The organism is uncultured Azohydromonas sp. (assembly GCF_937926365.1).
In the GTDB taxonomy this organism is placed as follows: domain Bacteria; phylum Pseudomonadota; class Gammaproteobacteria; order Burkholderiales; family Burkholderiaceae_C; genus Azohydromonas.
Map to the genome: position 1 here is coordinate 14,141 of NZ_CALAOH010000093.1, position 23,484 is coordinate 37,624.

Sequence of the window (23,484 nt, forward strand, 5' to 3'; positions counted from 1 at the left end):
CCATAGAGTCCCCACCTGCAGCACACAGTCCGCCTTGAAATTCAGGTGGCGTCGGCCGGCCGCGACCCCAGGCCATAACCGGCAAGCTGGCCCGACCCGGCAGCGCCGGCGGAAAGTCTGATATCTCGGTTTCGCACTACCTCGCGCGGCACCCCCTTCCTATTCTTTGCCTGCCCGCTTCGATCCGCTCGAAGCGGTCCGAGTGGCAGCCGGGACATGCGACAGCGCGTCCCCGCCTGCCCGGATGGCAAACCCCTGATGGAAGACTGCGATGCCGCTGTTCTTGAATGAAGTCTGGCTCGGCGACGTGAGCCCCAAGGTGATGGACGAGGCCGTCACCTTCTTCGGCAACCTGAGCGTGGGCGACAAGCCCCACAACCTGCCCAACGACCTGCGCATGGTGGCCGGCCCGTGGCTCTCGGCCGAAGAGGCGAAGGTGATGTTCATCTTCGAGATCGATGACCCCTCCACGATGTTCGACGCCTTTGCCGAGCGCATGGTCAGCGGGTTGTTCGCGCGGCGCAAGCTGACGCTGCTGTCCGACTGGGATGGCCTGAAGGCCTACGCCGACCGCCTCAACGCCTGAGCGGCTGCACGCCAGCCCCGAGAAAACCCAGGCTCGAAGCGTCGAGCCCACGAGGAGAGAACGATGCCGATCTTTTTCAATGAAGTCTGGCTCAAGGACATGAGCGCGCCGGTGATGAAGGGCGTGGCCGAGTTCCTGGGCAACCTGCGCCAGGGCGTCAAGCCCCACAACCTGCCCAGCGACCTGAAGCTGCTGGCCGGTCCGTGGCTGTCCAACGAGGAAGCCAAGGTCTGCTTCGTGTTCGAAGTCAACGATCCGACCACCACCTTCGAGGCCTTCGCCGAGAGGGTGGCGGCCGGACTCTTCACCCGGCGCAAGCTGACGCTGGTGCAGAACTGGGACGGCGCCCGCTCGTTCGCCGCCTACCTCAACAGCCGCTGAAGGCACGCAGGGCTGCCGGCCACGGGCCGTGCCGCCCGACGCATGACCAGGAAAGGAGACAAGCACCATGGATACCAACGGCCCGAATCACGGCACTGAAACGGTGTCGCCCGACGTGGTGCCGCGGCGCGCGGCGCTCAGGAAGTTCGCCTCCATCGCCGCGCTCGGAGCCGCGCCCGGATCGCTGCTGGCGCCGCTGTCGGCGCGCGCCGCGCCGGCACGCTTCTCGTACAAGCTGGGCATCGCGCTGGCGCCCTCGCACCCCACCACGGCCGGGCTCACGGCCGCGTGCGCCGAGATCCTGCGCGAATCGCAAGGCCGGCTCTCGATCGAGGTGTTCCCCAACAGCCAGCTGGGCAGCGACACCGACATGATTTCGCAGGTGCGTTCCGGCGCCATCGACTTCGTGAGCACCGCCGGCCTGATCTGGGGCACGCTGGTGCCCGTGGCCTCGATCAGCGGCGTCGGCTTCGCCTTCCCGGACTACCAGGCCGTGTGGTCGGCCATGGATGGCGAGCTGGGTGCCCACATCCGTGCCGGCTTCGCCAAGGCCAACCTCGTGCCGCAGGCGAGGATCTGGGACCACGGCTTCCGCCACGTCACCAGCAGCACGCGGCAGATCAGCACGCCCGCGGACCTGGCCGGCCTCAAGATCCGCGTGCCCCTGAGCCCGGCGCTGACCTCGCTGTTCAAGGCCTTCGGGGCCGCGCCGGCAGGCATCAACATGGCCGAGACCTACACGGCGCTGCAGACCAAGGTCGTTGACGGGCAGGAGAACCCGCTCACCATCCTCGAAACGCAGAAGCTGTACGAGGTGCAGAAATACTGCTCCCAGACCTCCCATGTCTGGGACGGCTTCTGGCTGGTGGGCAACATGCGTTCTTGGAACGCGCTGCCGGAGGACTTGCGGCAGCTCGCGGCGCGCATCTTCGACGCGCACGCCCTGCGCCAGCGCCAGGCGGTGGATGCGCTCAACACCCGGCTGCGCGACGACCTCAAGGCCAAGGGCATGGCCTTCAACACGCCCGAGCTGAACCCGTTCCGGGACGTCCTGCGCAAGGCCGGCTTCTACCGGGACTGGCAGAAGAAGTTCGGGGCCGAGGCCTGGGCCCGCCTCGAAAAGTACGCGGGAACGCTCGCCTAAGGCGCAACCACCACGTTGACCGTGCAAGCGGTGCGGGGCGTGCGGCGCACGCCCTGCAGGCCCGCCCACGCCCCAACCGACCCCTCACGACCTCTCTCGACCCCTCCACACAGGAGACTCGCATGACTCTCACACGCATGCTCAAGGCACTGCGCTGCAGCCTGTTCGCGTTCGCGCTGCCGGGGCTGCACGCGGGCGCGGCATCCGCGCAGGACCTCGACGCCAAGTACATCCGCACGCCCACGGGCTACCTGATGGTGCTGCGCAACGGCGACAACGTGCTGGCCCATCTGGAACGGCTGGCCCTCGCCGAGAAGATCCCGAGTGCCAGTTTCGTCGGCATCGGCTTCATGCGCGAGGCGACCTTCGGTTTCTATGACTTCGGCCGCAAGGCCTTCAACCCGCGCACCTTCAACGACGTGGAACTGGCCCACATGACGGGGACCATCGCCTGGAAGGAAGGAAAACCGTCCATCCACGCACACGGCATCGTCACCGACGGCAGCTTTGCCAGCCACGGCGGACACCTGCTCGGCCTGACGGTGGGCACCGGATCGTCGGAGATCACGGTCGTGCTGCACCCGCATCGGCTGGAGCGCTTCGTCGATCCGCAGATCGGCGCCAACGTGCTCGGCTTGCCGGGACATCCCTAGACGGCCCCAGGCCGCACATCCCCAGCGCAGCAGGAACGAGAGGAGACAAGATGCAGCAGTTGCAGGCACATCTGCCATTGCCGGGAGAACGCCCGGCGCACGACCCGGGTACCGGCGGCATCGCGCCGGCACAGGACAGCGGCGCCGGCACGATGCCGGCCTGGGCCGCGCGGGCCGACCGGATGCTGGGCCATGCCGCCGAGGTGCCGGCGGCCCTGCTGGTGCTCGCCGAGATCGGCGTGCTGTTCAGCGCCGTGGCCAGCCGCTACGTGTTCCACCAGCCCATCGTCTGGGCCGACGAGCTGGCGTCGATCCTGTTCCTGTGGCTGGCCATGTTCGGCGCGGCGGTGGCCTTCCGCCGCGGCGGCCACATGCGCATGACGGCCTTCGTCGACAAGGCCTCGCCGCGCATGCGCAGCCTGCTGGACCTCGTGGCCGTGGTGGCGGCCTTCGTCTACCTGCTGCTGGTGGCCCATCCGGCCTGGGAGTTCGCCAGCGAGGAGCGCATGGTGACCTTGCCGGCACTGGACATCTCCAATGCCTGGCGCGCCGCCGCGCTGCCGGTGGGCATGGCGCTGCTGGCCGCCATGGCCGGCGTGCGCCTGCTGGCCTTCCAGGACCGCCGGCTGCTGCTGGTGGCCGTGGCCGCGGTGGGGGCGGTGGTGGGCGCCCTGGTGCTGCTGCAGCCCGTGCTCGGCGAACTCGGCAACCTGAACCTGCTGATCTTCTTCGTCGGCATCGTCGGCGCGCTGGTCTTCGCCGGCGTGCCCATCGCCTTCGCGTTCGGCCTGGCCACCTTCGGCTATCTCTCGCTGGCGACCTCGACGCCCACCATCGTCGTCATCGGCCGCATGGACGAAGGCATGTCGCACCTGATCCTGCTGGCCGTGCCGCTGTTCGTGTTCCTCGGCCTGCTCATCGAGATGACCTCGATGGCCCGGGCCATGGTGCAGTTCCTGGCCAACCTGCTGGGCCATGTGCGGGGCGGGCTGTCCTACGTGCTGATCGGCGCGATGTACCTGGTCTCCGGCATCTCCGGCTCCAAGGCGGCCGACATGGCGGCCGTCGCGCCGGTGCTGTTTCCCGAGATGAAGCAGCGCGGCGCCAAGGATGGCGAGATGGTGGCGCTGCTGTCGGCCTCGGGGGCGCAGACGGAAACCATCCCGCCCTCGCTGGTGCTGATCACGGTCGGGTCGGTCACGGGCATCTCCATCGCCGACCTGTTCACCGGCGGCCTGCTGCCGGGCGCGGTGCTGGCCGTGATGCTGGGCCTGGTGGTGTGGTGGCGCAGCCGCGCCGATGGCCGCTCGGCCGCCGCGCGCGTGGGCTGGCCGCAGGTCGGCCGCAGCCTGCTGATCGCGGCTCCCGCGCTGGCGCTGCCCTTCGTGATCCGCGCCGCCGTCGTCGAGGGGGTCGCGACCGCGACCGAGGTCTCCACGATCGGCATCGTCTATTCGGTCCTGATGGGGCTGCTGGTCTACCGCCGCTTCGACTGGCGGCGCATCGGGCCGGCGCTGGTGGAAACCGCATCCTTGTCCGGCGCGATCCTGCTGATCATCGGCGCGGCCACCGGCATGGCGTGGTCGCTGACGCAGTCCGGCTTCTCGCGGCAGCTGGCCGAGGCGATGACGCAGCTGCCGGGCGGCGCCGCCGGCTTCATGGTCGTGTCCATCCTGGCCTTCATCGTGCTGGGCAGCGTGCTCGAAGGCATTCCCGCCATCGTGCTGTTCGGGCCGCTGCTGTTCCCCATCGCCCGGCAGCTTGGCATCCACGAGGTGCAGTACGCCATGGTTGTGGTGCTGGCCATGGGCATCGGCCTGTTCGCGCCGCCCTTCGGCGTGGGCTACTACGCCGCGTGCGCCATCAGCCGCATCCATCCCAACGCCGGCATCCGGCCCATCCTGGGCTATCTCGTGGCGCTGGTGGCCGGCACCGCGCTCGTGGCCCTGCTGCCGTGGATCTCCATCGGCTTCCTCGACTGAAGCCCGGCACCGTGCCCTAACGGTTTCCATCACAACCTTTCAAGGAACGACATGACGAACGACCCATCGACGCATTGGCAAGACCTTGCCGCGCGGCTGCGCGGAGCCGCCGACAGCGGCGTGGCCATCGATCCCCTGCGGCACGAGCTGGAGGCCGGCGGCATCGAGGCCGCCTACGCGGTGCAGGAGGCCAACACGCGGCACCACCTGGCCTGCGGGCGCCGGCTCGTGGGCCGCAAGATCGGCCTGACCTCCAGGGCCGTGCAGGCTCAGTTCGGGGTGGACAGCCCCGACTTCGGCATGCTGTTTGCAGACATGGAGTTCGCCTCCGGCGAGGAGGTGCCCCTGGGCCGCGTGATGCAGCCCAAGGCCGAGGCGGAGATCGCGCTCATCCTGCAGCGCGACATCCTGGAGGCGGACGTGACGCTGTCCGGGCTGGTCGCCGCCGTGGCCTACGCGCTGCCGGCGCTGGAGATCGTGGGCAGCCGCATCCGGAACTGGGACATCCGCCTGCTGGACACGGTGGCCGACAACGCATCCTCCGGCCTGTACGTGCTGGGCACCGAGCCGCGGCGGCTGGACCAGGTGGACCTGCGGCTGTGCGGCATGGTGATGGAGCGGGGAGGCGAGGCGGTGTCCGTGGGCGTTGGCGCCGCCTGCCTCGGCCATCCGCTGCACGCGGCGCTGTGGCTGGCCCGGAAGATGGTGGCGGTGGGCCGGCCGCTGCGGGCCGGCGACGTGGTCATGACCGGCGCCCTGGGCCCCATGGTCGGCGTGGCGCCCGGCGAGGTGATCGACACGCACATCGGCGGCCTGGGCTCGGTGCGAGCCGCCTTCCCGGCCTGAGCGTTTGCGCCTGCAACGGTTTCCACGAAACGGAGAAAACACATGCCCTCACGCAAGCTGAAGGCCGCCATCATCGGCAGCGGCAACATTGGTACTGACCTGCTCATCAAGATCCTGCGCCACGGCGTCCATGTCGAGGTCGGCGCCATGGTCGGCATCGACCCGGCCTCCGACGGCCTGGCCCGGGCCGCGCGGCTGGGCGCCGCCACCACGCACGAAGGCGTGCAGGGCCTGGCGGCGCTGCCGGTCTTCGCCGACATCGACATCGTCTTCGACGCCACCAGCGCGTCGGCGCACGTGCGCAACGACGCCTACCTGCGCGCGCTGCGGCCCGGCCTGCGCATGATCGACCTTACGCCCGCGGCCATCGGCCCGTACTGCGTGCCGGTGGTCAACGGCGAGCAGCACCTGGACGCGGCCAACGTCAACATGGTGACCTGCGGCGGGCAGGCGACCATTCCGATGGTGGCGGCGGTGTCGCGCGTGGCGCGGGTGCACTACGCCGAGATCGTGGCCAGCATCTCCAGCCGCTCCGCCGGTCCCGGGACGCGGGCCAACATCGACGAGTTCACGGAGACGACCTCCAAGGCGCTGGAAGCCGTGGGGGGCGCCGCGAAGGGCAAGGCCATCATCATCCTGAACCCGGCCGAGCCGCCGGTGATGATGCGCGACACGGTGTACGCGCTCAGCGAGCTGGCCGACGAGGCCGCGGTGCGCGCCTCGGTGGAGCGCATGGCGGCCGAGGTGCAGCGCTACGTGCCGGGCTACCGCCTGAAACAGGCGGTGCAGTTCGAGCGGGTAGATGGCCTGGATATTCCCGGTGTCGGCCGCGTCAGCGGCCTCAAGACCAGCGTGTTCCTGGAAGTGGAGGGCGCCGCGCATTACCTGCCGCCCTATGCCGGGAACCTCGACATCATGACCAGCGCCGCGCTGGCCACCGCCGAGCGCATGGCCGCGCGCATGCTCCAGCAGCGCCTGGTTCGCGACAGCGCCACCGCCTGAGAAGGAGACCCCCCATGAACCGAAAGCTCTACATCTCCGACGTGACCCTGCGCGACGGCAGCCATGCCGTGCGCCACCGCTACAGCATCGAGCAGGTCCAGCGCATCGCGCGCGCGCTGGACGAGGCCCGGGTCGACTCGATCGAGGTCGCGCACGGCGACGGCCTGCAGGGTTCGAGCTTCAACTACGGCTTCGGTGCGCACACCGACGTGCAGTGGATCGAGGCCGTGGCCTCGGTGGTCCGGCACGCGAGGATCGCGACCTTGCTGATCCCGGGCATCGGCACCGTGCACGACCTCAAGGCGGCCTACGCCGCGGGCGCCCGCGTGGTGCGGGTGGCGACGCACTGTACCGAGGCCGATGTCGCCAGGCAGCACATCGAGACGGCGCGCAATCTGGGCATGGACGTCGCCGGCTTCCTGATGATGAGCCACATGACCACGCCGCAGCGGCTGGCGCAGCAGGCGCGCCTCATGGAGAGCTACGGCGCCCACTGCTGCTACGTGGTGGACTCGGGCGGCGCGCTGGGCATGGCGGACGTGCGCGACCGCTTCCGCGCCTTCAAGGACACGCTGCGGCCCGAGACGCAGACCGGCATGCACGCGCACCACAACCTGGGCCTGGGCGTGGCGAACTCCATCGTCGCCGTGGAGGAAGGATGCGACCGCATCGATGCCAGCCTGGCCGGCATGGGCGCGGGCGCGGGCAACGCCCCGCTGGAGGTGTTCATCGCGGCGGCCGAGCGCCTGGGCTGGAACCACGGCTGCGACCTGTTCGGGCTGATGGATGCGGCCGACGACATCGTGCGTCCGCTGCAGGACCGCCCGGTGCGCGTGGACCGCGAGACGCTGGCGCTGGGCTACGCCGGCGTGTACTCCAGCTTCCTGCGGCACTCGGAAGCGGCCGCGCGCCGCTTCGGGCTCAGGACGGTGGACATCCTGGTGGAGCTGGGCAAGCGCCGGATGGTGGGCGGCCAGGAGGACATGATCGTCGACGTCGCGCTCGACCTGCTGCGTCAGCGGCAGCCCACGGCCTCGTCGGCCGCCGTGGAGCGCTCCGCGAGCGCGGCGGGCTGAGGCTGGGCCTGGTGGCGGATCAGGTCCGCCACCGCGCGGCTGGCCGAGGTCAGCGGATGGTGCGTGGTGGTGGCCAGCACCAGGGTGCGCGTCAGCACCGGCTCCACGATGCGGGCGATCGCCAGCCGGCCCAGCTCCAGCTCCGCGGCCACCGCCTGCCGGGTCAGGATGGTGTAGCCGCCGCCCGTGGCGACGATCTCCTTCATGGCGGTCAGCGAGTCGACCTCGGTCGCCATGTCCAGCTCGATGCCGGCCTGGCGCGCGGCCTGCGTCAGCATCAGGCGCAGGCCGTCGGGCATGCCCGGGAGCACGAGCGGCACCTTGCCCAGGTCGCGGAACGGGAAGACCTCGGCGCCGATCCAGGTATGGCCCGGCGGGCCGACCAGGAACAGGTCGTCGGTCGCAAGCGCTTCGTCGGTGCGCAGCCGGTGGTCTCCGTAGCGCGAGAACACGCCCACGTCGGCCCGGCCATGCGCCAGCAACTCCTCGATGTGGCCGGCAAAGCCCTCCATCAGGCGAAGCTCGATGCGCGGGAAGTCGCGTCGCACGCGCTGGAACAACGAGCCGACGATGATCTGCGTGATGGACGCCTGGACCGCCAGCCTGACGGGCCCGCTCGGGACGCCGGCGCGGGCACGGACCTCGGCCCGGAGCAGCTCGCAATCCGCCAGCAGGGTATGCACGCGCGGCATGACGGCCTGCCCGAATTCGGTCAGCACCACGCCGCGGCCCGTGCGGTAGAAGAGCCGGGCCCCGAAGTCCTGTTCCAGGGCCGTGATCTGCTTGCTCAGCGCCGATTGCGCCACGCCGCGCACGGCGCACACCTTGCTGAGGCTGCCGGCCTCGACCACGTCCTTCAACAACTGCAGTTGCTTGAGGTCCATCAGCGGCTTGCCTCCTGCATGGTTCGTCTCCTGTCTCGCGCGGCACCTCCTGGCGGCCGTCTGGGCGCAGGGGTGTGCGGTCGTGGCCGGAGTATGGGACGAGGCGCTGCCTTGCCGCGGCTCGATGCGTGCAGAACTCTCTTGACCGGAAGTCAAGAATCGACGGGTCCGCGGGCTTGATCGACGCTGCGACGCGGTTACCCCAACTGGATTGCAGGATGCACCTTACGAAAAATCGGCGCGGTGCTCGGACCCATGCGTCGCTCCGCATCGGCGTGCTGCTGTCGGGTCTGTTCTTGGCGAACATTCCGCCGTGAGGGAGTCGCCGTGCAAGTGCTCGGGTGTGACGCCACCAGCGCTACCCTGGTGGACCGGTTCGCCGTGCACGACAAGCCCGGCGCGGTCGAACAGCTGACACATTGAGCCAGGAGTGAATCGCCATGGACAAGGTCTATGCCTGCATCGACGGGCAAGCGAACACCACCGCCGTGATCGACTGGGCCATCTGGTCGGCGGGGCGGCTGGACACGCCCCTGGAGTTCCTGCACATGCTGGAGCGGGCGTCGGTGCCGGTGGCTGGCACCGACTACAGCGGTGCCATCGGGCTGGGCAGCCAGGAAGCGCTGCTGCAGGAGCTCGCCTCGCTGGACGAGCAGCGCGCACGGGTGGCCCAGGAGCTCGGTGGGCAGCTGCTCGCGGCCGCGCGCGAGCGGGCGGCCACGGCGGGAGTGGCGCGCCACGATGGCCGGCTGCGCCATGGCGAGCTGGCCAGTGCCGCGCTGGAGCTGGAAGGCGATGCGCGGCTGTTCGTGCTGGGCCGGCATCCTCATGCCGCACCCTCCCGGATGTACCTGGACCACCATGTCGAGCAGCTGGTGCGCGCCGTGCATCGCCCGGTACTGGTCGTGCCGGGCGAGCATTTCGTGCTGCCCGAGCGGGTGGTGATCGCCTTCGACGGCAGTGCCACGGCATGGCAGGCCGTGGAACGCGTAGCCACCAGTCCGCTGCTGGCCGGGCTGCCGCTGGTGCTGGCGTTTGCCTCGGACAAGGCGGCACCGCAGGAAGTGTTGCTGCCCGCTTGCGAACGGCTGCGGGCGGCCGGCTTCGATGTCGCCATGCAACCGTGTGCGGGAGAGCCTGACGAAGCCTTGCCGCAGGTGATTGCCAATCACGCCGCTGGCTTGCTGGTCATGGGGGCCTACGGCCACTCCCGCATCCGGCAGTTCTTGCTGGGCAGCACCACCACCACGCTGCTGCGCTTGAGCGAGGTGCCGGTGCTGATCCTGCGCTGAGGCTGGGCCATCCACTGAGAACCGGACGTGCGGCTTGGGCCGCATCCGGTTCGAGCGCAACGAACGGCGCCAGCCTCATACCAGTTCTTGACGCCGACTTTAAGAATTCCGTCACACCCGCTCCCCGCCTGCGCGGGGACAGGCCCCGCGGGTGTGACGGGATTCTTCAATTCGGCATCAAAAGTTGGTATCAGGCCGCGGCGCGCAGCAGCGCCGGTGCGTGCTGGCGCAACTGCAGTAGACGCGCCGCCTGGTCCACGGCCTCGTCGATGCGCGCGAGCAGCGCGTCGCTGTTCACGGTGTAGCCGTCGAAGTCGCTTTCGGTGGCATAGACGGCCGAGGGCACGGTGAGCGCGCGGAAGAAGGCGAACAGCGGGCGCAACTGGTGGTCCACCACCAGGGCATGGCGCGGGCTGCCGCCGTTGGCCGCCAGCAGCACCGGGCGATCGACCAGGGCCTCGGGATGGACCAGGTCGAACAGGTGCTTGAACAGGCCGCTGTACGAGCCCTTGTAGACCGGGCTCACGGCGATGACGAGATCGGCGTTCTCGATGGCCTGCACGGCCGCGCGGCCGGCCGGCGGCAGCTCCTGCGTCGCGAGGCCCACGCCGATGGCGGGCGCGATGGCGTGGATTTCGAGCACGCGCAACTGGATGGGCAGCCGTGCGGCCAGGGCATCGGCGATCGCCAACGCCAGCGCCTTGGTGCGCGAGCGTTCGCTGACGTTGCCGATCACGAGGGTGACTTGTCGAGTGTTCATGGGGTCTAACCGTACCCTCAGCCCATGCGCCCCAGGAACGAATCAATGCGCAGATGAGAATGCACATTGAGCATGATCATGAGATTGCGCCATGCAACCAAATGATGAATCCATCCTGGATCGTGCTGGCTCCTGCCACGGCGCGCGCTTCAATGCAGGCGCCCGCCCCGCACCGGACGCACCGGCTCGGCGTCCATGCGTGCAAGCAGCCGGTCCAGGCCGTCGCCGCCGGTGGCAGCCTCGCGCAGCGCCTGCGGCGGCATGTCGCTGCCGTTGCCGCGGCACACCAGCATCGCGTCGCTCCAGGGCGCGTCGTCGGGACGGCGCCGCGCGCGCAGCCAGCCGCCGCGATCCAGCAGGAACTCGGTGCCGGCCAGCGCCTGGGATGGCACCCCGGCCACCAGCGCGTAGGCCTGCCAGGCGGCCTCGGAGACGGCCAGGCAGCCTTGCTGCGTCCGCGCCACGGGCGAGAGCAGGACGGTCTGGAAGCGCGGGTCCTCGCGTGGTGCCGGCTGGTGCGGCCCCAGCGCGACGATGCGCAGCCGCTGGCCCTGCAGCGCCCCCAGCGGGCGCGGCGGGCCGCCGTCGCATTGCACCGTCATCGGCGGCGCGGACAGCGGCAGCTGCCACTCGCCGGCGCGGGCCAGTTGCTGGCCGGCGGCGTGCAACTGCAGCCAGCCCACGAGTTGCCATACCGCCTCGTCGGGCAACTCTTCGGGCAGCGCGGGCATGGTGCGGCGGCCTTGCTCGTCGCTCATGCCGTGGCGGATGTGCCAGAAGAGTTCCCCGTCGCTGCGCCGCCACAGCAGGCTGCGGTTGAAGGTCGGCGGCCAGCGTGGCCCCTCCGCCGCGCGCGGGCCGTCACCGTCGCCGTTTTCGCCGTGGCAACCGAGGCAATGCCGGGCATAGAGGCGAGCGGCGTGCAGCGGGGCGCTGGCCTGGGCGGCTTCGGGCAGGCGGTGAAAGCTGGTCGGCACGGCCGGCACCCACAGCAGCACCGGCGACGGCCACTGCCAGGCGGCGCCGCCCAGGCCCGCCGCCGCCAGGCCCAGCATGAACGCTGCACCGCGATGCGCACGCAACGGCCAGCGCAGCAGCGCGGCCAACAGCAGCGCCAGCGCGGCCAGGCCCAGGAGCAGCAGTACCGTGCCGACCTGGCGTGCGTGGCTGGGGTCCAGCGTGAGCATCGCCGCCGATACGCGCACATCGAAGGGCCAGGCCGGCTGGCCATGGACCAGGGGCGCCAGCCCCAGGGAATGCAGGGCGCGCAATAGACCCTGCTCAAGCTGCGTGATGAACGCCAGCAAGGCGTCCAGGCCGGAGCCGCGCCACCAACCGTTTTCCATGGAGGCTGAACCTCACCAGCTCTGATCCAGCCCCAAGTGCCGCAGCGCCTCGTGGCGCAGTCGCGCCAGCGCCTCGTCGCCGCGGTGGCGCGGGTAGGGCAGGTCCACGCGCAGCTCGGCCAGCACGCGTGCCGGGCGCGGGCCCATCACCAGCACCCGCTGCGCCATGAACAGCGCCTCCTCCACGTCGTGCGTGACCATCAGCACGCTCAGGCCCGCGCGCTGCCACAGCGCGACGAGCTCCGTCTGCATCGCCAGCCGCGTGAGCGAGTCCAGCTTGCCCAACGGCTCGTCCAGGATCAGCAGCGCCGGGTCGTTGACCAGCGCCCGGGCCAGCGCCGCGCGCTGCGCCATGCCGCCCGAGAGCTGATGCGGATAGCCCTGCGCGAACTCCGACAGGCCCACCAGCGCCAGCGCCTCGTCCACGCGATGGCGCTTGTGGTCCAGCTCGCCGCGCGCCTGCAGGCCCAGCGCCACGTTCTCCCACACGGTGCGCCAGGGGTAGAGCGTCGGGTCCTGGAACACCACCACGCGCGAGGGCTCGGGGCGCAGGATGGGCCGGCCGTCATGGTGGATGCTGCCGCTGCTGGCCGTCTCCAGCCCCGCCACCAGCCGCAGCAGCGTGCTCTTGCCGCAGCCGCTGGGCCCCAGCAGCGCGACGAACTCGCCGGGGCGGATGTCGATGTCCACCGCCTGCAGCACCGGCAGCGGCCCCTGCGGTCGCTCGAAGGCGTGGCTCACGCCCCGCACCGCGATGTGGGCGCCCGCGGCGCGCGCCGGCGCGGCGGCTTGTCGTTCCAGCGTGGTGCCTACCATTTCAGCGTCCCTTTCTGCCAGGCCAGCGCGCGGTCGCGCACGGCAAACAGCGCGGTGATGAGGCCCGAGAACAGGGCCGCCATCACGAACAGCGCCGCGAACATGTTGGTGTAGGCGGCCCAGCCCTGGGCCCACGTGAGATACCAGCCCAGCCCGGACTTCACGCCCATCATCTCGGCCGCCACCAGCACCGAGAAGCTGGCGCCGAGGCCCATGAAGATGCCCACGAACACCTGCGGCAGCGCCGCGGGCACGGCCACGCGCCAGATCAGGAACCATTCGCTGGCGCCCAGCGTGCGCGCCACGTCGTAGTACTGGCGGTTGACGCTGGCCACGCCGGACCAGGTCAGCACCGTCACCGGGAAGCCCGTGGCCAGCGCGATCAGGAAGGCGGCGGCCGACCAGCTCGACGGCGCCAGGAAGAAGGCCATGGGCAGCAGCGCGGTGGACGGGATGGGGCCGAGGAAGCGCAGCAGCGGGTGGATCCAGTAGCCGGCACTGCGCGACCAGCCGATGATCACGCCGGTGAGGAAGCCCGCCAGCGCGCCAACGGCCACGCCCGCCGAGAGCAGCAGCAGCGAGTGCGCGGCGCACTCGGCCAGGCGCTGGTAGTCGCCGCCATAGACCTCGATGAGCGACTGCGGCGGCGCGAAGAAGGGCGCCGGCAGCCAGGCCAGCTTGGCCGTGAGCAGTTCCCACAGCGCCAGCAGCAGCGGCAGCGCCACCAGCCAGGGGCCGAGCCGGCGCAGCGCGGTTTCCGCCCGCGCCAGCCACCCGCCCTGCGCCGCGGCCAGTGTCGGCAGCGTGGCCGCCACCACCAGCACCAGCGCCGCCAGCAGCAGCGCGGCCACGCCCAGCTCCGTGGTGTAGGCCCACTCGCTGAAGCCCAGCTCCACGTTGGGCAGCCGCCAGGTCAGCAACCCGAAGGCCGCCCAGGCCAGCGCGGACAGCGCGCCGGTCCACCACACCGGCAGCGGCCGGCGCGCGGCATCGGGCCGCGACAGCGCGGGCGAAAGCCCGGAAGACAAGATGCTCATCACCGCTCCTTCAGGCCAGCACGTCCGCCACCACGTGCGCGGCGAACTTCGCCGGGTCCGTGCCCGGCTTGAACACGCCGATGGACTTGAAGTCGCGGGCGTAGAACTCGATCTGCTGGCGCAGCGCGACGCCGGAGGGGTGGTGGTTGTGCGTGAGCGTGCCCAGGATGGCGCGCAGGTCGGCTTCGGGCACGGGCGAGAACTTCGAGAAGATGCGCGCGCTCTCGTTGGGGTTGTTGGCTACCCAGTCGCTGGCCTCGACGATGGCGCGCGTGAGCGCCGCGGCGGTGGCCTTGTCGCCGCGCACCAGCGAGCCGCGCACACCCAGCACGCAGCAGGTCTTGTCGGCGTACTCGCCGGAGAGGTTCGTTGCCACCTCCACCAGATCCTTGTGGCGCTTCTGGATCAGGTGGAGGTTGGGGTCGCCGTCGGCAATGGCCTGGATCTCCCCCTTCTCCACCGCCAGGCCCAGCAGGTCCGCGGGGTACTGGCGCCACTGCACGTCCCTGTTCGGGTCGATGCCGTGCTTGCTCAGCAGGATGGCGAAGAAGTTCCTGCCCGGGCTGGCGAGGTCGCTGACGCCGATGGTCTTGCCCTTGAGGTGCTTCAGCTCGGTGACACCGGCCGCCTTGGAGCCGGCCAGGCGGGTGCAGCCGCCGTGCGAGGCGCCGGTGATCTTGACGTCGAAGCCCTGCTCCAGCGCCTTGAGCCAGCGGTGCACCATGCCCACGCCGGCGTCGGCCTTGCCGGTGGCGATGGACTCCAGCAGCGCGTCCGTGGAGCCGCTGAAGTTGGTGAGCTCCACCTTCACGCCGTGCTTCTTGAAGAAGCCCAGCTGATCGGCCACCGGCACCGGGACGAGGCAGATGGCGTTGGCGTTCCAGGCCACCGTCAGTGGCTTGCCCAGGTTTTGCGCCACGGCGACGCGATGCGCGCCCAGCCCCGCGCCGGCCGCCACCACGGCGGCCGCGCCGGCGCCGCCAAGGAGCTGGCGGCGGGTCAGAGGGGTGTGTTCAGGGGCGGCTGGTGCCTTCATCGTTCCTCCCGGAAGTTGCGTTGCGAAAGCGCATTGCACCGGGAGGACGTTCAACAGGCAAATAATGTTTGGGTGGATTCATATGCGGGACGCATGAACCCGGTTGCCGTGGAGGCCGGCCTTACTTTCTCGATCGACCGGTGGAGCGGGCCGCCGCCTTCTGTTCCGCGCCCATGCCGCGCACCAGCGCCGCGCCAAAGTGCTCGATGGCCCGCTGCAGGTTGCCTTGCGCGGTACTGCTGACCATCCACACGTCCAGCGCCAGCCCGAAGTCGCGCACCGTCAGCACGTCCAGGGCTTCGGCATGGCAACTGGCCTGCAGGGCAGGGCGCGAGACGAATCCCAGGCCCAGGCCGGCGGCCACCAGGCCGAGCTGCAGCTCGCTGCCGTAGGTCTCCAGGTTGAGCCGGAAGGGCAGGCCCTGCGCGGACAGCGCGCGCTGCAGCGCGGCGCGGAAGCCGCAGCCGTCGGGGTTGAGGATCCAGCCCGCGTCGAAGATGTCCTTGAGCCGCACGCTGGTCTTTGCCAGCCGGCCCTTGGCGGCCACGACCAGCAATTCCGTGGAGGCCAGGCGTTGCGCGCTGAGGGTGTCGGGCCAAACCTGGGATGCCGGCATGAACACCGCGGCTGCGTCGAGCCGGCCTTGGCGGACCGCGTCCACCAGCCGGGCGCTCCAGTCGGTTGCCACTTGCAACCGTACCTCGGGGAAGCTGCGCTGCATGTCCAGCAGCAGCTCCACCAGGCTGGACGCTCCCATCGAATGCGTCAGCCCCAGGCGCAGGCGGCCGGTGGGCATGGCGTCGGTGGTGACCAGGTCACGCAAGGCATCGATCTCGCGCAGCGCGGCGCGGGTCTGCGCATGCACGCGCAAGCCCAGCGGGGAGGGCTTGGGGGGCTTGATGCTGCGGTCCAGCAGTTGCACCCCCAACGACTCCTCCAGGTTCTGGATGCGGCGCGTGGTGGCGGGCTGGGTCAGGCCGAGCTCGCGCGCGGCCAGGCTGATCGAGCCGTGGCGCACCACGGCGTCGAAGGCGCGCAGGTCTTCCGTTTTCATCGAGGCGTTCAGGGAGCGGGACTGGGGCGGCACTGTATCGCCTGTCCCGCGCGCTCCACGCCCAGGTTCGACCGCTTCGGCCGTACCGTCGCGGCGCGGCGACGAGCCGTGCGCGCCGGCGTCGGCCGGACACGATCCCGAGCGGTCATCGCTCACGGCGCTCCCAGCACCTTGAAGCCGTGCGTGCCGTCGCGGCCCAGTTGCGCCACCAGCCCGAATTCCCAGTCCAGGTAGGCCTGCATCGCCTCGCGCGGCGCGTCGGTGCCCTCGTAGGGCCGGCGGTAGCGGTCGATGCGCGGGCTCGCCAGCCGCTGCTCGCCCGCCTCCAGCGGCCGGCCCTCGGCGGCCCAGGCGGCGTTGCCGCCTTCCAGCACCGCCACCGGCACGTCGGTCAGCCTGGCCAGGTCCGCCGCGGCGAAGCGGGCCAGCGCGCTGCTGCCGCAGGTCACCACGATGCGCCGCGGCGCCGGCAGCGCCCGCAGCGCCTGAGGCAGTTGCGCGCGCAGCACCCACCACGCGCCCGGGATGTGGCCCTTGACGTGGTTGGCACTGGTGGTGACGTCGAGCAGCAGCGTGCCGTCGTCCCGGGCGAGCTGGTCGGCCAGCTCGGCCGGCGTCACCGAGTCCACCGCCGGAAACGGCGCATGCGGCGGCTTCCAGGCGCCGGTCTCGGTGAACTGCGACGGGCCGACGTCGGTGAGCCAGCCCACTTCCCAGCCCAGCTGCGCCAGCCAGTGCGCCGTCATGGCCGCGCGCACCCCGTCGGATTCGATGCCGCCGTCCGCCAGCACGATGCGCGCGCCGCGCACGGCGGCGAACACGTCGGTCTCCTGCACCAGTTGCCCACCGGGCGCGCTGCCGAAGCCCGGCAGGTGGCCGGCGGCGTATTCCTCGGGCGTGCGCACGTCCCAGCGGTAGAGGGTGCGCTGCCGGTCCAGCGTCCAGGCGGCCAGGCTGTCCCGCGTCAGGCGCAGCGCGCCGGCACGGTCGGCCAGGGCCTGGGCGGCGCCCTGCGCGGCACGGCGGTTGGCCCCGCTGGCCGGACCGAAGCGGCGCTGCGCGCCGTGGTCCAGCTCGAAGCCGGCCAGGGTCCAGCCGATGGTGCCGTTGCGCAGGGCGGCCACGGGGTTGGGAATGCCGGCGTTGACCAGGCTCTGCGTGCCGATGAGGCTGCGCGTGCGCCCGGCGCAGTTGACGATGACGCGCGTGGACGGATCGGGCGCCAGGTCGCGCACGCGCAGCGCCAGCTCGGCGCCGGGCACGCTGATGCCGCCCGGGATGCTCATGGTCTGGTACTCGTCGAAACGGCGCGCGTCCAGCACCACCACGTCCGCTTTGGCGTCCAGCAGCGCCTTGACCTCCTCGGCCGGCAGCGAGGGCGTGCCGCGCTCATGCTCCACCAGCTCGCCGAAGGCCTTGCTCGGTACGTTCACGTCGCGGAACAGCTCGCCGCCGGCGTCGCGCCAGCCTTGCAGGCCGCCTTCGAGCAGGTGCACGCGGGTGTAGCCCAGCGCCTGCAGCCGCCGTGCCGCGGGCTCGGCCAGGCCCTCGCCGTCGTCGTACACGGCGATCGTGACGTCGCGCCGCGGCAGCCGCCAGGGGGCGTCGAGCTCGATGCGGCCGGCCGAGATCTGCACCGCGAACAGCGGGTGCTCCTGGGCGAAGGGGTCTTCCTCGCGCACGTCGATCAGCGCGATCTCGCGCTTGGCCAGCAACGTGGCGCGCACGTCGGACGCGCTCAGGCGCGGCAGGTCGGGGGAAGCGGGCATCAAGTGGTCTCCTTGGAACGGTCCCAGAGGTTGGGGACCCAGGTGTTGGAATAGCCGGAAACGAAGGGTTTCCTGGTGCCGTCCGGGGCGTAGACCCAGCGGTGCACGGCACCGATGTTGGCACCGTAGACGTGGATGGAGATGGAGGTGCGGTCGTCGAAGGCGTTGCTGACCTGGTGGATGTCGCCCAGCGTGGGCGACACGGCCTCCACCTCGCCCGGGTGCAGCCGCTGCGCCGGCCCGGCGGGCACCAGGCAGCCCGCGGCGTCGTAGGCGAAGTTCTGCGCGATCTCCTCGCCGCGCAGCATGCCGATGAGGCCCCAGACGGTGTGGTCGTGCACCGGCGTGCGCTGGCCCGGGCCCCAGACGAAGCTCACGACGGAGAAGCGCTCCAGCGGATCGGCGTGCAGCAGGTACTGGCGGTAGTGCTGGGGATGCGGCTGGGCCAGCTCCTCGGGGAGCCAGTCGTCACGCGCCACCAGGCGGGCGAGGTGGCCGCGCACGGCGGCCAGGCGCTCGGCTTCGCTGGCGTCATGGTCCAGCTCGCGCGTGACCGCGACCACGAAGTCGCGCAGGGGTGAGGTGCTCAAGGGAGTCTCCTGAAGGTTCGGGAATGCGGGTTCAGACTGTCGTGGCCGGGTGCAGCGCGACGCGGCCGGCCGCGACCAGGGCGCTGTCTTCCTGCGGCGTGTGCACGCGCCCGCACAGCACGTCGCGGTGGTAGCGCTGCAGCGGGTTGGCGCGGTCCAGCCCGTGGTTGCCGGACTGGCGCAGCGCCAGCTCGGTCACGGCGATGGCGTTGCGCGTGACGGCGACCTTGAGCAGGCCGCTGTCCGCCACCGACCAGGGCCGTCCCGCGTCCGCCGAGGCGGTGGCGTCGTCGAGCTGCGCCTGGCTGGCGAGCAGCAGCAGCTCGATCTCGCCCACCGCCTCCTGCGCGCGCGGCAGGCTCGCCAGCGGCGCGCCCAGGCTCGATGGCACGCGCTGGCGCAGGAAATCCAGCAGCCAGTCGCGCGCGTTGCGCGCCACGGCGTCGTAGAGCGTGCCCAGCAGCACGTTCATCCAGGCCTGCTGCTCCGGGTCCGGCCGCGTGATCCATTCGGCCGGTGCGCGCAGGTCCACCGCGTGGTCCAGCGGGATCGGCACCTCGTCGAGCAGCACTTCGTCGCTGGCCGTGGCGCGCATGCCCAGGTGGTTCCAGCTGCGCTGCACGCGCAGCCCCGGCGCGTCGGCCGGCACCAGGAACTGGCCCACGCGCGGCTCGGCCTCGTCGGTGCGGCCCCACACCACCAGCCAGCGCAGGCCGTCGATGCCGGTGGTGTAGAGCTTGTGGCCCGAGAGCCGCCAGCCGTCGGGCGTGCGCCGTGCCACGGTGCCGGGCAGGCCGCCGCGCGCGGGCGAGCCCAGCTCCGGTTCCACGCGCAAATGGTTGCCCAGCGCACCTTCGCGCACGGCGCTGCGCAGCACGCGCTCGCGCAGCGCCGCCGGCCAGCGGCAATCGGGATGGCTCAGCAGCCGCGTGAGCAGCAGCTGCATCACCAGCACCAGCGCCGTGGCCGGCTCGCCGCGGGCCACGGCGGCGACCAGCTCGCGCGCCTCGGCCAGCCGTCCGCCGGCGCCGCCAAGCTCGCGCGGCACCACCAGACCCGGCAGGCCGTGGCGGCGCAGCAGCTCGAAGTTGGCGTGCGGGAAGCGGCCGCTGGCGTCGTGCTCGGCCGCCGTGGCGGCCAGGGTGCGCGTGATGTGGGCCAGCAACGCCGCATCGGGCCGGCCCGCCGCTGCGAAGGCGGGCTCGGGCGTCGTGCCGAAGGCGGGTGGAGCGCTTGCACGCGCCGGTGCCAAGGTGTCGAGGCTCATGCGAAGTCCATGCGAGGTGTGATTCGGCGGCCAGCGTAGGAGCGGAGGGGCGGTGCGGTCAAACATGCAATCCAAACATGAATAGCAGATTTGATTATTTGTCTTGATGCGGGTCGTGGCTCTACGGTTGCGGCCATTCCCACCCAACCACGCAAGCAAGGAGCCCCTCCATGAGCGTCGAGATCATCGGCATGATCACCACCCAGCGGCAGTCGGAGACGCTGCGCCCGCAAGGGCCCGTGATCGACCGCGACTACGTGCGCCGCTTCGCGCAGGCGCACGAGGCCGCGGGCTTCGACCGCATCCTGGTGCCGCAGCACTCGACCGGTCCGGATGCCAGCCAGGTCATCGCCTACGCCGCCAGCGTGACCGAGCGCGTGCACTTCCTGCTGGCGCACCGCCCGGGCTTCATCGCGCCCGCCTTCGCCGCGCGGCAGCTGGCCACGCTGGAGAATTTCACGGGCGGCAGGCTGGCGGTGCACATCATCTCCGGCGGCTCGGACGAGGAGCAGCGCCGCGACGGCGACTTCCTCGACCATGACCAGCGTTACGCGCGCACCGACGAGTACCTGCAGGTGCTGCGCCGCACCTGGACGGCCGAGGAGCCCTTCGACCACGAGGGGCCGCTCTATCGCTACGAGAAGGCCTTCTCGGAGGTCAAGCCGCTGCAGAAGCCGCACATCCCGATCTATTTCGGTGGCGCCAGCGAGGCCGCGCTGCGCGTGGCCGGCAAGCATGCCGACGCCTACGCGCTGTGGGGCGAGTCGCTGGAGCAGACGCGCGAGCTGACGCAGCGCGTGCGTGCCGAGGCCGTCCGGCATGGGCGCAACATCCGCTTCTCGGTCTCCTTCCGGCCGATCCTGGCCGACACGGAAAGCCAGGCCTGGGAGAAGGCCGAGCACATCCTGGCCGAGACGCGCCGCCTGCGCACGGAGGCGGGCTGGTCGCGTGGCGGCCCGCAGCAGAGCGAGGGCGCGCGCCGGCTGCTGAGCGCGGCCGAGCGCGGCGACGTGGTGGACGAGCGGCTGTGGACGGCGGTGGCGCGCGAGACCGGCGCGCGCTCCAACAGCACGGCGCTGGTGGGCACGCCGGAGCAGGTGGCGCAGGCGCTGCTGAAGTACGTGGAACTGGGCGTGGGCACGCTGCTCATCCGCGGCTTCGATCCGCTCGACGACGCCGCGGACTACGGCCGCGAGCTGATTCCGCGCGTGCGTGCCCTGGTTGCCGAGCGGGAAGCGCGGCAGGCCTCGCAAGCGCCTGCGGCAGCCCTGGCGTGATGGCGGTGCCCGGGGGCATGCGAAAGGATTCGCTGCCATCGTGTTTCCTGAGCATGCTGCTTCTTGGCAGCTGTCGTCAGGACTTGCCGATCTTGGCCTGCCGAGCCAATGACAGCGCAACGAAGTCCACGAATGCCCGCACGCGCGTTGCCACCTGGTGGCGCTGCGGGTAGACGGCATGGATGTCCGCATCGGGCGTGTAGTACTGCGGCAGCACCTGCGCGAGCCGACCGCTTTGCAGATAGCGCTCGATGCGCCACTCGGCGCGCATGAGGGTGCCGTGGCCGTCGAGCGCCCAGTTTGAAGACGTCGAGCGCGAAGTCACGCGCCAGCGCCGGGACGGGGGCCGAGCACGCGCAGCCGCCAAGCCCAAGCCGGGCGGGACTGTGTCCGGTGTGTGAACTCGCATGCCGCGTGCGTCCGCGCGGATCAAGTTGCGTTCCCGGAAACCGATGAATGGGCCACTGGCGACGCGTCCTGCAAGCCGGTCGGCTTGACTCGCAGTTTTCGCTCCTCGCACCGGTTGATGAAATTGATCAAGAAAACAGAAGAATTTCCAGGGCCACAGGGCTCCTCGCCTGGTCCCGTTCTGGGGTCCGGGTGTCATGAGCTCCCCATGATGCGTTGAACGGTGCCGCTCCCCGTGATGCGGGAAAGCAGCCCGTGCTCGCCGTTTGAAACCGCCCATGAAAGCTTCCGTGCCCACCACTGCTCTGAGCAGGTGCGTGCTGGCGATAGCCCTGTACGCCGCGAGTCCGCTGGTCAGCGCAAGCCCCGACCTGACGGCGCTGGGCCTGGAGGAGTTGATGGCCCTTAAGGTCGTCGGCGCCTCGAAGTACGAGCAGCGCCAGTCCGAGGTGGCCGCGGCGGTCAGCGTGATCACGCGCGAGGACATTCGCAGCTTCGGCTGGCGCACACTGGACGAGGCACTGGCCACGCTGCCAGGCGTTCACGTCACCTACGACCGCCAGTACAAGTACCTGGGCACGCGGGGCTTCGGGCTGCCCGGGGACTACAACACCCGCGTGCTCGTCACCATCAACGGCAATCGGGTCAACGATTCAACGTTCGACGCGGGCCAGGTCGGCCGGCAGCTTCCGCTTGACATGGAACTGGTCGAGCGCATCGAGTTCATTCCGGGCCCGGGCGGAGCCGTCTACGGCCAGAACGCCATGTTCGGCGTCGTCAACGTCATCACGCGCACCGGCATGGACATGGATGCCACGGAGCTCGCAGTGCGAGCACAGCAGCCGCAGGGGTTGCGCGAAGGGCGCGTGAGCTTTGGCAAGCGCTTCGACGGCGGGCTGGACCTGCTGCTGTCCACCTCGGCGCTGAACGCGCGCGGCCAGGACCATTTCTTCGAGTTCGGTGCGACCGGGGTGTCCGGCATCGCGCGGGGCATGGATGGCGAGCGCGACCGGGAGTTCTTCATCCGCCTGGCCCGCGGCGCCTGGTCCTTCGACCTGGTCAGCGGCAACGACCGCAAGGACGATCCCACGGCTTCCTACTTCAGCAGCCCGCTGGTGCCCGGACAGTCCCAGCGCGACCGCTACACGCTCGCCCAACTGCAACACCAGCATGGTCGGCCTGAAGACGCGCTGCGGTTCCACGCCCGCCTCTTCGCCGGGCAGGAGCGCTACACCGGCCACTTCAACTATGGCACGCCGATCACCAGCCCAATCGCCGGCGACTGGCGTGGCGGCGAGTGGCAGCTGTTCTACAGCGGCTGGGACGCGCACAGGCTGATGCTGGGGCTGGAGATCCAGGACAACGCACGGGCCCGACAGCAATTCATCGACCCAGCCAATCCCGCCAATGACTTCACGATCCACAGTCCGGGCTGGCGCGCTGGCGTGTATGTGCAGGACGAATGGCTCCTGGCCGATACGCTGCGGGCCACACTGGGCCTGCGCGTGGATCGCAACGACGTCACGGGCACCCAGACCAGCCCGCGCCTGGGCCTGATCTGGCAGGCCACGCCGGCCACCACGCTCAAGGCGCTCTACGGCCGGGCGCATCGCGCGCCCAACGCCTTCGAGCGCGACTACAGCGACAGCGTGTCGCAGGTGGGCAATCCAGCCCTCCAGGGCGAGCGCATCGACACGCTGGAACTCGTGGCCGGCCACCGCGTGGGCGGCGAACTGCTCTTGCGCGGCTCCGTGTACCAGTGGCGCATGTCGGACCTCATCGTCCTGGGCGTGGACCCGGTCAGTGGGCTGACGCAATACCAGCCGGGCGGGCAGGTCCGGGCCAAGGGGCTGGAGCTGTCTGCCGACCAGGTCTGGTCCTGGGGCGGGCGGCTGCGCGGCAGCGTTTCGATGCAGCACGCGCGCGACGCCGGTGGCGTCCGGATCGCCAATGCGCCGCCACTGCTGGGCAAGCTCAACTTCTCGGCGCCGTTGCCCCTGGCCGGCCTGCGTCTGGGCTGGGAGCTGCAGTTCGACGGCCGCCGAAGCACGCTTGCCGGCAAGGAGACGGGTGGCCATGCCGTATCGAACCTGCACTTGAGCACGGAGCGCCTGCTCCCGGGACTGAAAGTGAGCCTTGCCATCCGCAACCTGTTCGACAAGCGCTACGAGCACCCGGCGTCCGACAGCAACTGGCAGGACTCGCTGGGCCAGGACGGCCGCAGCGTCCGTGCCGAAGCCCGCTATCGGTTCTGACGATGCCGCGAACTTCGACAGCG

Annotated in this window: 22 protein-coding genes; 11 read left to right on the forward strand and 11 right to left on the reverse strand. The window is 70.6% G+C overall.

The genetic code is table 11. The features are described 5' to 3' along the window. Nucleotides 1-271: 271 nt before the first annotated feature. The 8 genes from Q0741_RS09530 to dmpG all read left to right on the forward strand — a co-directional run bounded on the left by Q0741_RS09530 (nucleotide 272) and on the right by dmpG (nucleotide 7,670). Nucleotides 272-586 carry a hypothetical protein gene (locus tag Q0741_RS09530; RefSeq protein ID WP_298232965.1) on the forward strand — a complete coding sequence of 105 codons (315 nt, stop codon included), beginning with the start codon at nucleotides 272-274 and terminating at the stop codon, nucleotides 584-586. Nucleotides 587-649: 63 nt separating this feature from the next. After that, nucleotides 650-967, forward strand: coding sequence for a hypothetical protein (locus Q0741_RS09535; RefSeq protein ID WP_298232966.1), 318 nt, complete (start codon nucleotides 650-652; stop codon nucleotides 965-967). Between the two features lie 67 nt (nucleotides 968-1,034). Next, the gene (locus Q0741_RS09540; RefSeq protein ID WP_298232967.1) at nucleotides 1,035-2,111 is read left to right on the forward strand and encodes a TRAP transporter substrate-binding protein; all 1,077 of its coding nucleotides are present in this window, start codon (nucleotides 1,035-1,037) and stop codon (nucleotides 2,109-2,111) included. 122 nt (nucleotides 2,112-2,233) lie between these two features. Further along, nucleotides 2,234-2,764, forward strand: a complete 531-nt coding sequence (locus Q0741_RS09545) for a PPC domain-containing DNA-binding protein (RefSeq protein ID WP_298232968.1) — start codon at nucleotides 2,234-2,236, stop codon at nucleotides 2,762-2,764. 152 nt (nucleotides 2,765-2,916) lie between these two features. Further along, nucleotides 2,917-4,746, forward strand: coding sequence for a TRAP transporter large permease subunit (locus Q0741_RS09550; protein WP_298233002.1), 1,830 nt, complete (start codon nucleotides 2,917-2,919; stop codon nucleotides 4,744-4,746). A gap of 51 nt (nucleotides 4,747-4,797) precedes the next feature. Further along, entirely contained in the window at nucleotides 4,798-5,592 is a 795-nt protein-coding gene (gene mhpD / locus Q0741_RS09555) for a 2-keto-4-pentenoate hydratase (protein ID WP_298232969.1), read from the forward strand. A gap of 42 nt (nucleotides 5,593-5,634) precedes the next feature. Next, on the forward strand, nucleotides 5,635-6,594 hold the full coding sequence (locus tag Q0741_RS09560; protein WP_298232970.1) for an acetaldehyde dehydrogenase (acetylating): 960 nt from the start codon (nucleotides 5,635-5,637) through the stop codon (nucleotides 6,592-6,594). Nucleotides 6,595-6,608: 14 nt separating this feature from the next. Continuing rightward, nucleotides 6,609-7,670 carry a 4-hydroxy-2-oxovalerate aldolase gene (gene dmpG, locus Q0741_RS09565; protein WP_298232971.1) on the forward strand — a complete coding sequence of 354 codons (1,062 nt, stop codon included), beginning with the start codon at nucleotides 6,609-6,611 and terminating at the stop codon, nucleotides 7,668-7,670. Here the strand turns inward: dmpG and Q0741_RS09570 are convergent. After that, nucleotides 7,610-8,554 (reverse strand): LysR family transcriptional regulator, encoded by a 945-nt coding sequence (locus tag Q0741_RS09570; protein WP_298232972.1) that lies wholly within the window; start codon nucleotides 8,552-8,554, stop codon nucleotides 7,610-7,612. The genes dmpG and Q0741_RS09570 overlap by 61 nt on opposite strands. 440 nt (nucleotides 8,555-8,994) lie before the next feature. On the opposite strand from Q0741_RS09570, the gene Q0741_RS09575 reads away from it, so the two are divergent. Next, nucleotides 8,995-9,846 (forward strand): universal stress protein, encoded by an 852-nt coding sequence (locus tag Q0741_RS09575; RefSeq protein WP_298232973.1) that lies wholly within the window; start codon nucleotides 8,995-8,997, stop codon nucleotides 9,844-9,846. Nucleotides 9,847-10,036: 190 nt separating this feature from the next. On the opposite strand, the gene msuE is transcribed toward Q0741_RS09575, so the two are convergent. The 9 genes from msuE to Q0741_RS09620 all read right to left on the reverse strand — a co-directional run bounded on the left by msuE (nucleotide 10,037) and on the right by Q0741_RS09620 (nucleotide 19,521). Then, nucleotides 10,037-10,606 (reverse strand): FMN reductase, encoded by a 570-nt coding sequence (gene msuE / locus Q0741_RS09580; protein WP_298232974.1) that lies wholly within the window; start codon nucleotides 10,604-10,606, stop codon nucleotides 10,037-10,039. Between the two features lie 149 nt (nucleotides 10,607-10,755). Beyond that, nucleotides 10,756-11,952, reverse strand: a complete 1,197-nt coding sequence (locus Q0741_RS09585; protein ID WP_298232975.1) for a cytochrome c — start codon at nucleotides 11,950-11,952, stop codon at nucleotides 10,756-10,758. Nucleotides 11,953-11,964: 12 nt separating this feature from the next. Then, nucleotides 11,965-12,768, reverse strand: a complete 804-nt coding sequence (locus Q0741_RS09590) for an ABC transporter ATP-binding protein (RefSeq protein ID WP_298232976.1) — start codon at nucleotides 12,766-12,768, stop codon at nucleotides 11,965-11,967. Beyond that, the gene (locus tag Q0741_RS09595; RefSeq protein WP_298232977.1) at nucleotides 12,762-13,805 is read right to left on the reverse strand and encodes an ABC transporter permease; all 1,044 of its coding nucleotides are present in this window, start codon (nucleotides 13,803-13,805) and stop codon (nucleotides 12,762-12,764) included. The genes Q0741_RS09590 and Q0741_RS09595 overlap by 7 nt, the downstream gene beginning before the upstream one ends. A 10-nt stretch (nucleotides 13,806-13,815) precedes the next feature. Further along, on the reverse strand, nucleotides 13,816-14,841 hold the full coding sequence (locus tag Q0741_RS09600) for an ABC transporter substrate-binding protein (protein ID WP_298232978.1): 1,026 nt from the start codon (nucleotides 14,839-14,841) through the stop codon (nucleotides 13,816-13,818). A 121-nt stretch (nucleotides 14,842-14,962) separates the two neighbouring features. Further along, complete coding sequence (locus tag Q0741_RS09605; protein WP_298232979.1) at nucleotides 14,963-15,895, reverse strand: LysR family transcriptional regulator; 933 nt, start codon at nucleotides 15,893-15,895, stop codon at nucleotides 14,963-14,965. A gap of 152 nt (nucleotides 15,896-16,047) precedes the next feature. Then, nucleotides 16,048-17,664 (reverse strand): rhodanese homology domain-containing protein, encoded by a 1,617-nt coding sequence (locus Q0741_RS09610; protein WP_298232980.1) that lies wholly within the window; start codon nucleotides 17,662-17,664, stop codon nucleotides 16,048-16,050. Beyond that, entirely contained in the window at nucleotides 17,664-18,206 is a 543-nt protein-coding gene (locus Q0741_RS09615) for a cysteine dioxygenase (RefSeq protein ID WP_298233003.1), read from the reverse strand. Before Q0741_RS09615 ends, Q0741_RS09610 begins: the two co-directional genes overlap by 1 nt. 79 nt (nucleotides 18,207-18,285) lie before the next feature. Next, the gene (locus Q0741_RS09620) at nucleotides 18,286-19,521 is read right to left on the reverse strand and encodes an acyl-CoA dehydrogenase family protein (protein WP_298232981.1); all 1,236 of its coding nucleotides are present in this window, start codon (nucleotides 19,519-19,521) and stop codon (nucleotides 18,286-18,288) included. A gap of 170 nt (nucleotides 19,522-19,691) precedes the next feature. Here Q0741_RS09620 and Q0741_RS09625 point away from each other — a divergent pair, with 170 nt between their 5' ends. Next, nucleotides 19,692-20,798 carry an LLM class flavin-dependent oxidoreductase gene (locus Q0741_RS09625; RefSeq protein ID WP_298232982.1) on the forward strand — a complete coding sequence of 369 codons (1,107 nt, stop codon included), beginning with the start codon at nucleotides 19,692-19,694 and terminating at the stop codon, nucleotides 20,796-20,798. 76 nt (nucleotides 20,799-20,874) lie between these two features. Here the strand turns inward: Q0741_RS09625 and Q0741_RS28880 are convergent, their stop codons facing one another. Continuing rightward, a complete protein-coding gene (locus Q0741_RS28880) occupies nucleotides 20,875-21,486 on the reverse strand; it encodes a LysR substrate-binding domain-containing protein (protein WP_367184092.1) in 612 nt (203 codons plus the stop codon). On the opposite strand from Q0741_RS28880, the gene Q0741_RS09635 reads away from it, so the two are divergent. Then, nucleotides 21,485-23,461 carry a TonB-dependent receptor gene (locus tag Q0741_RS09635; RefSeq protein WP_298232983.1) on the forward strand — a complete coding sequence of 659 codons (1,977 nt, stop codon included), beginning with the start codon at nucleotides 21,485-21,487 and terminating at the stop codon, nucleotides 23,459-23,461. The two genes, Q0741_RS28880 and Q0741_RS09635, sit on opposite strands and share 2 nt — an antisense overlap. Nucleotides 23,462-23,484 lie beyond the last annotated feature (23 nt).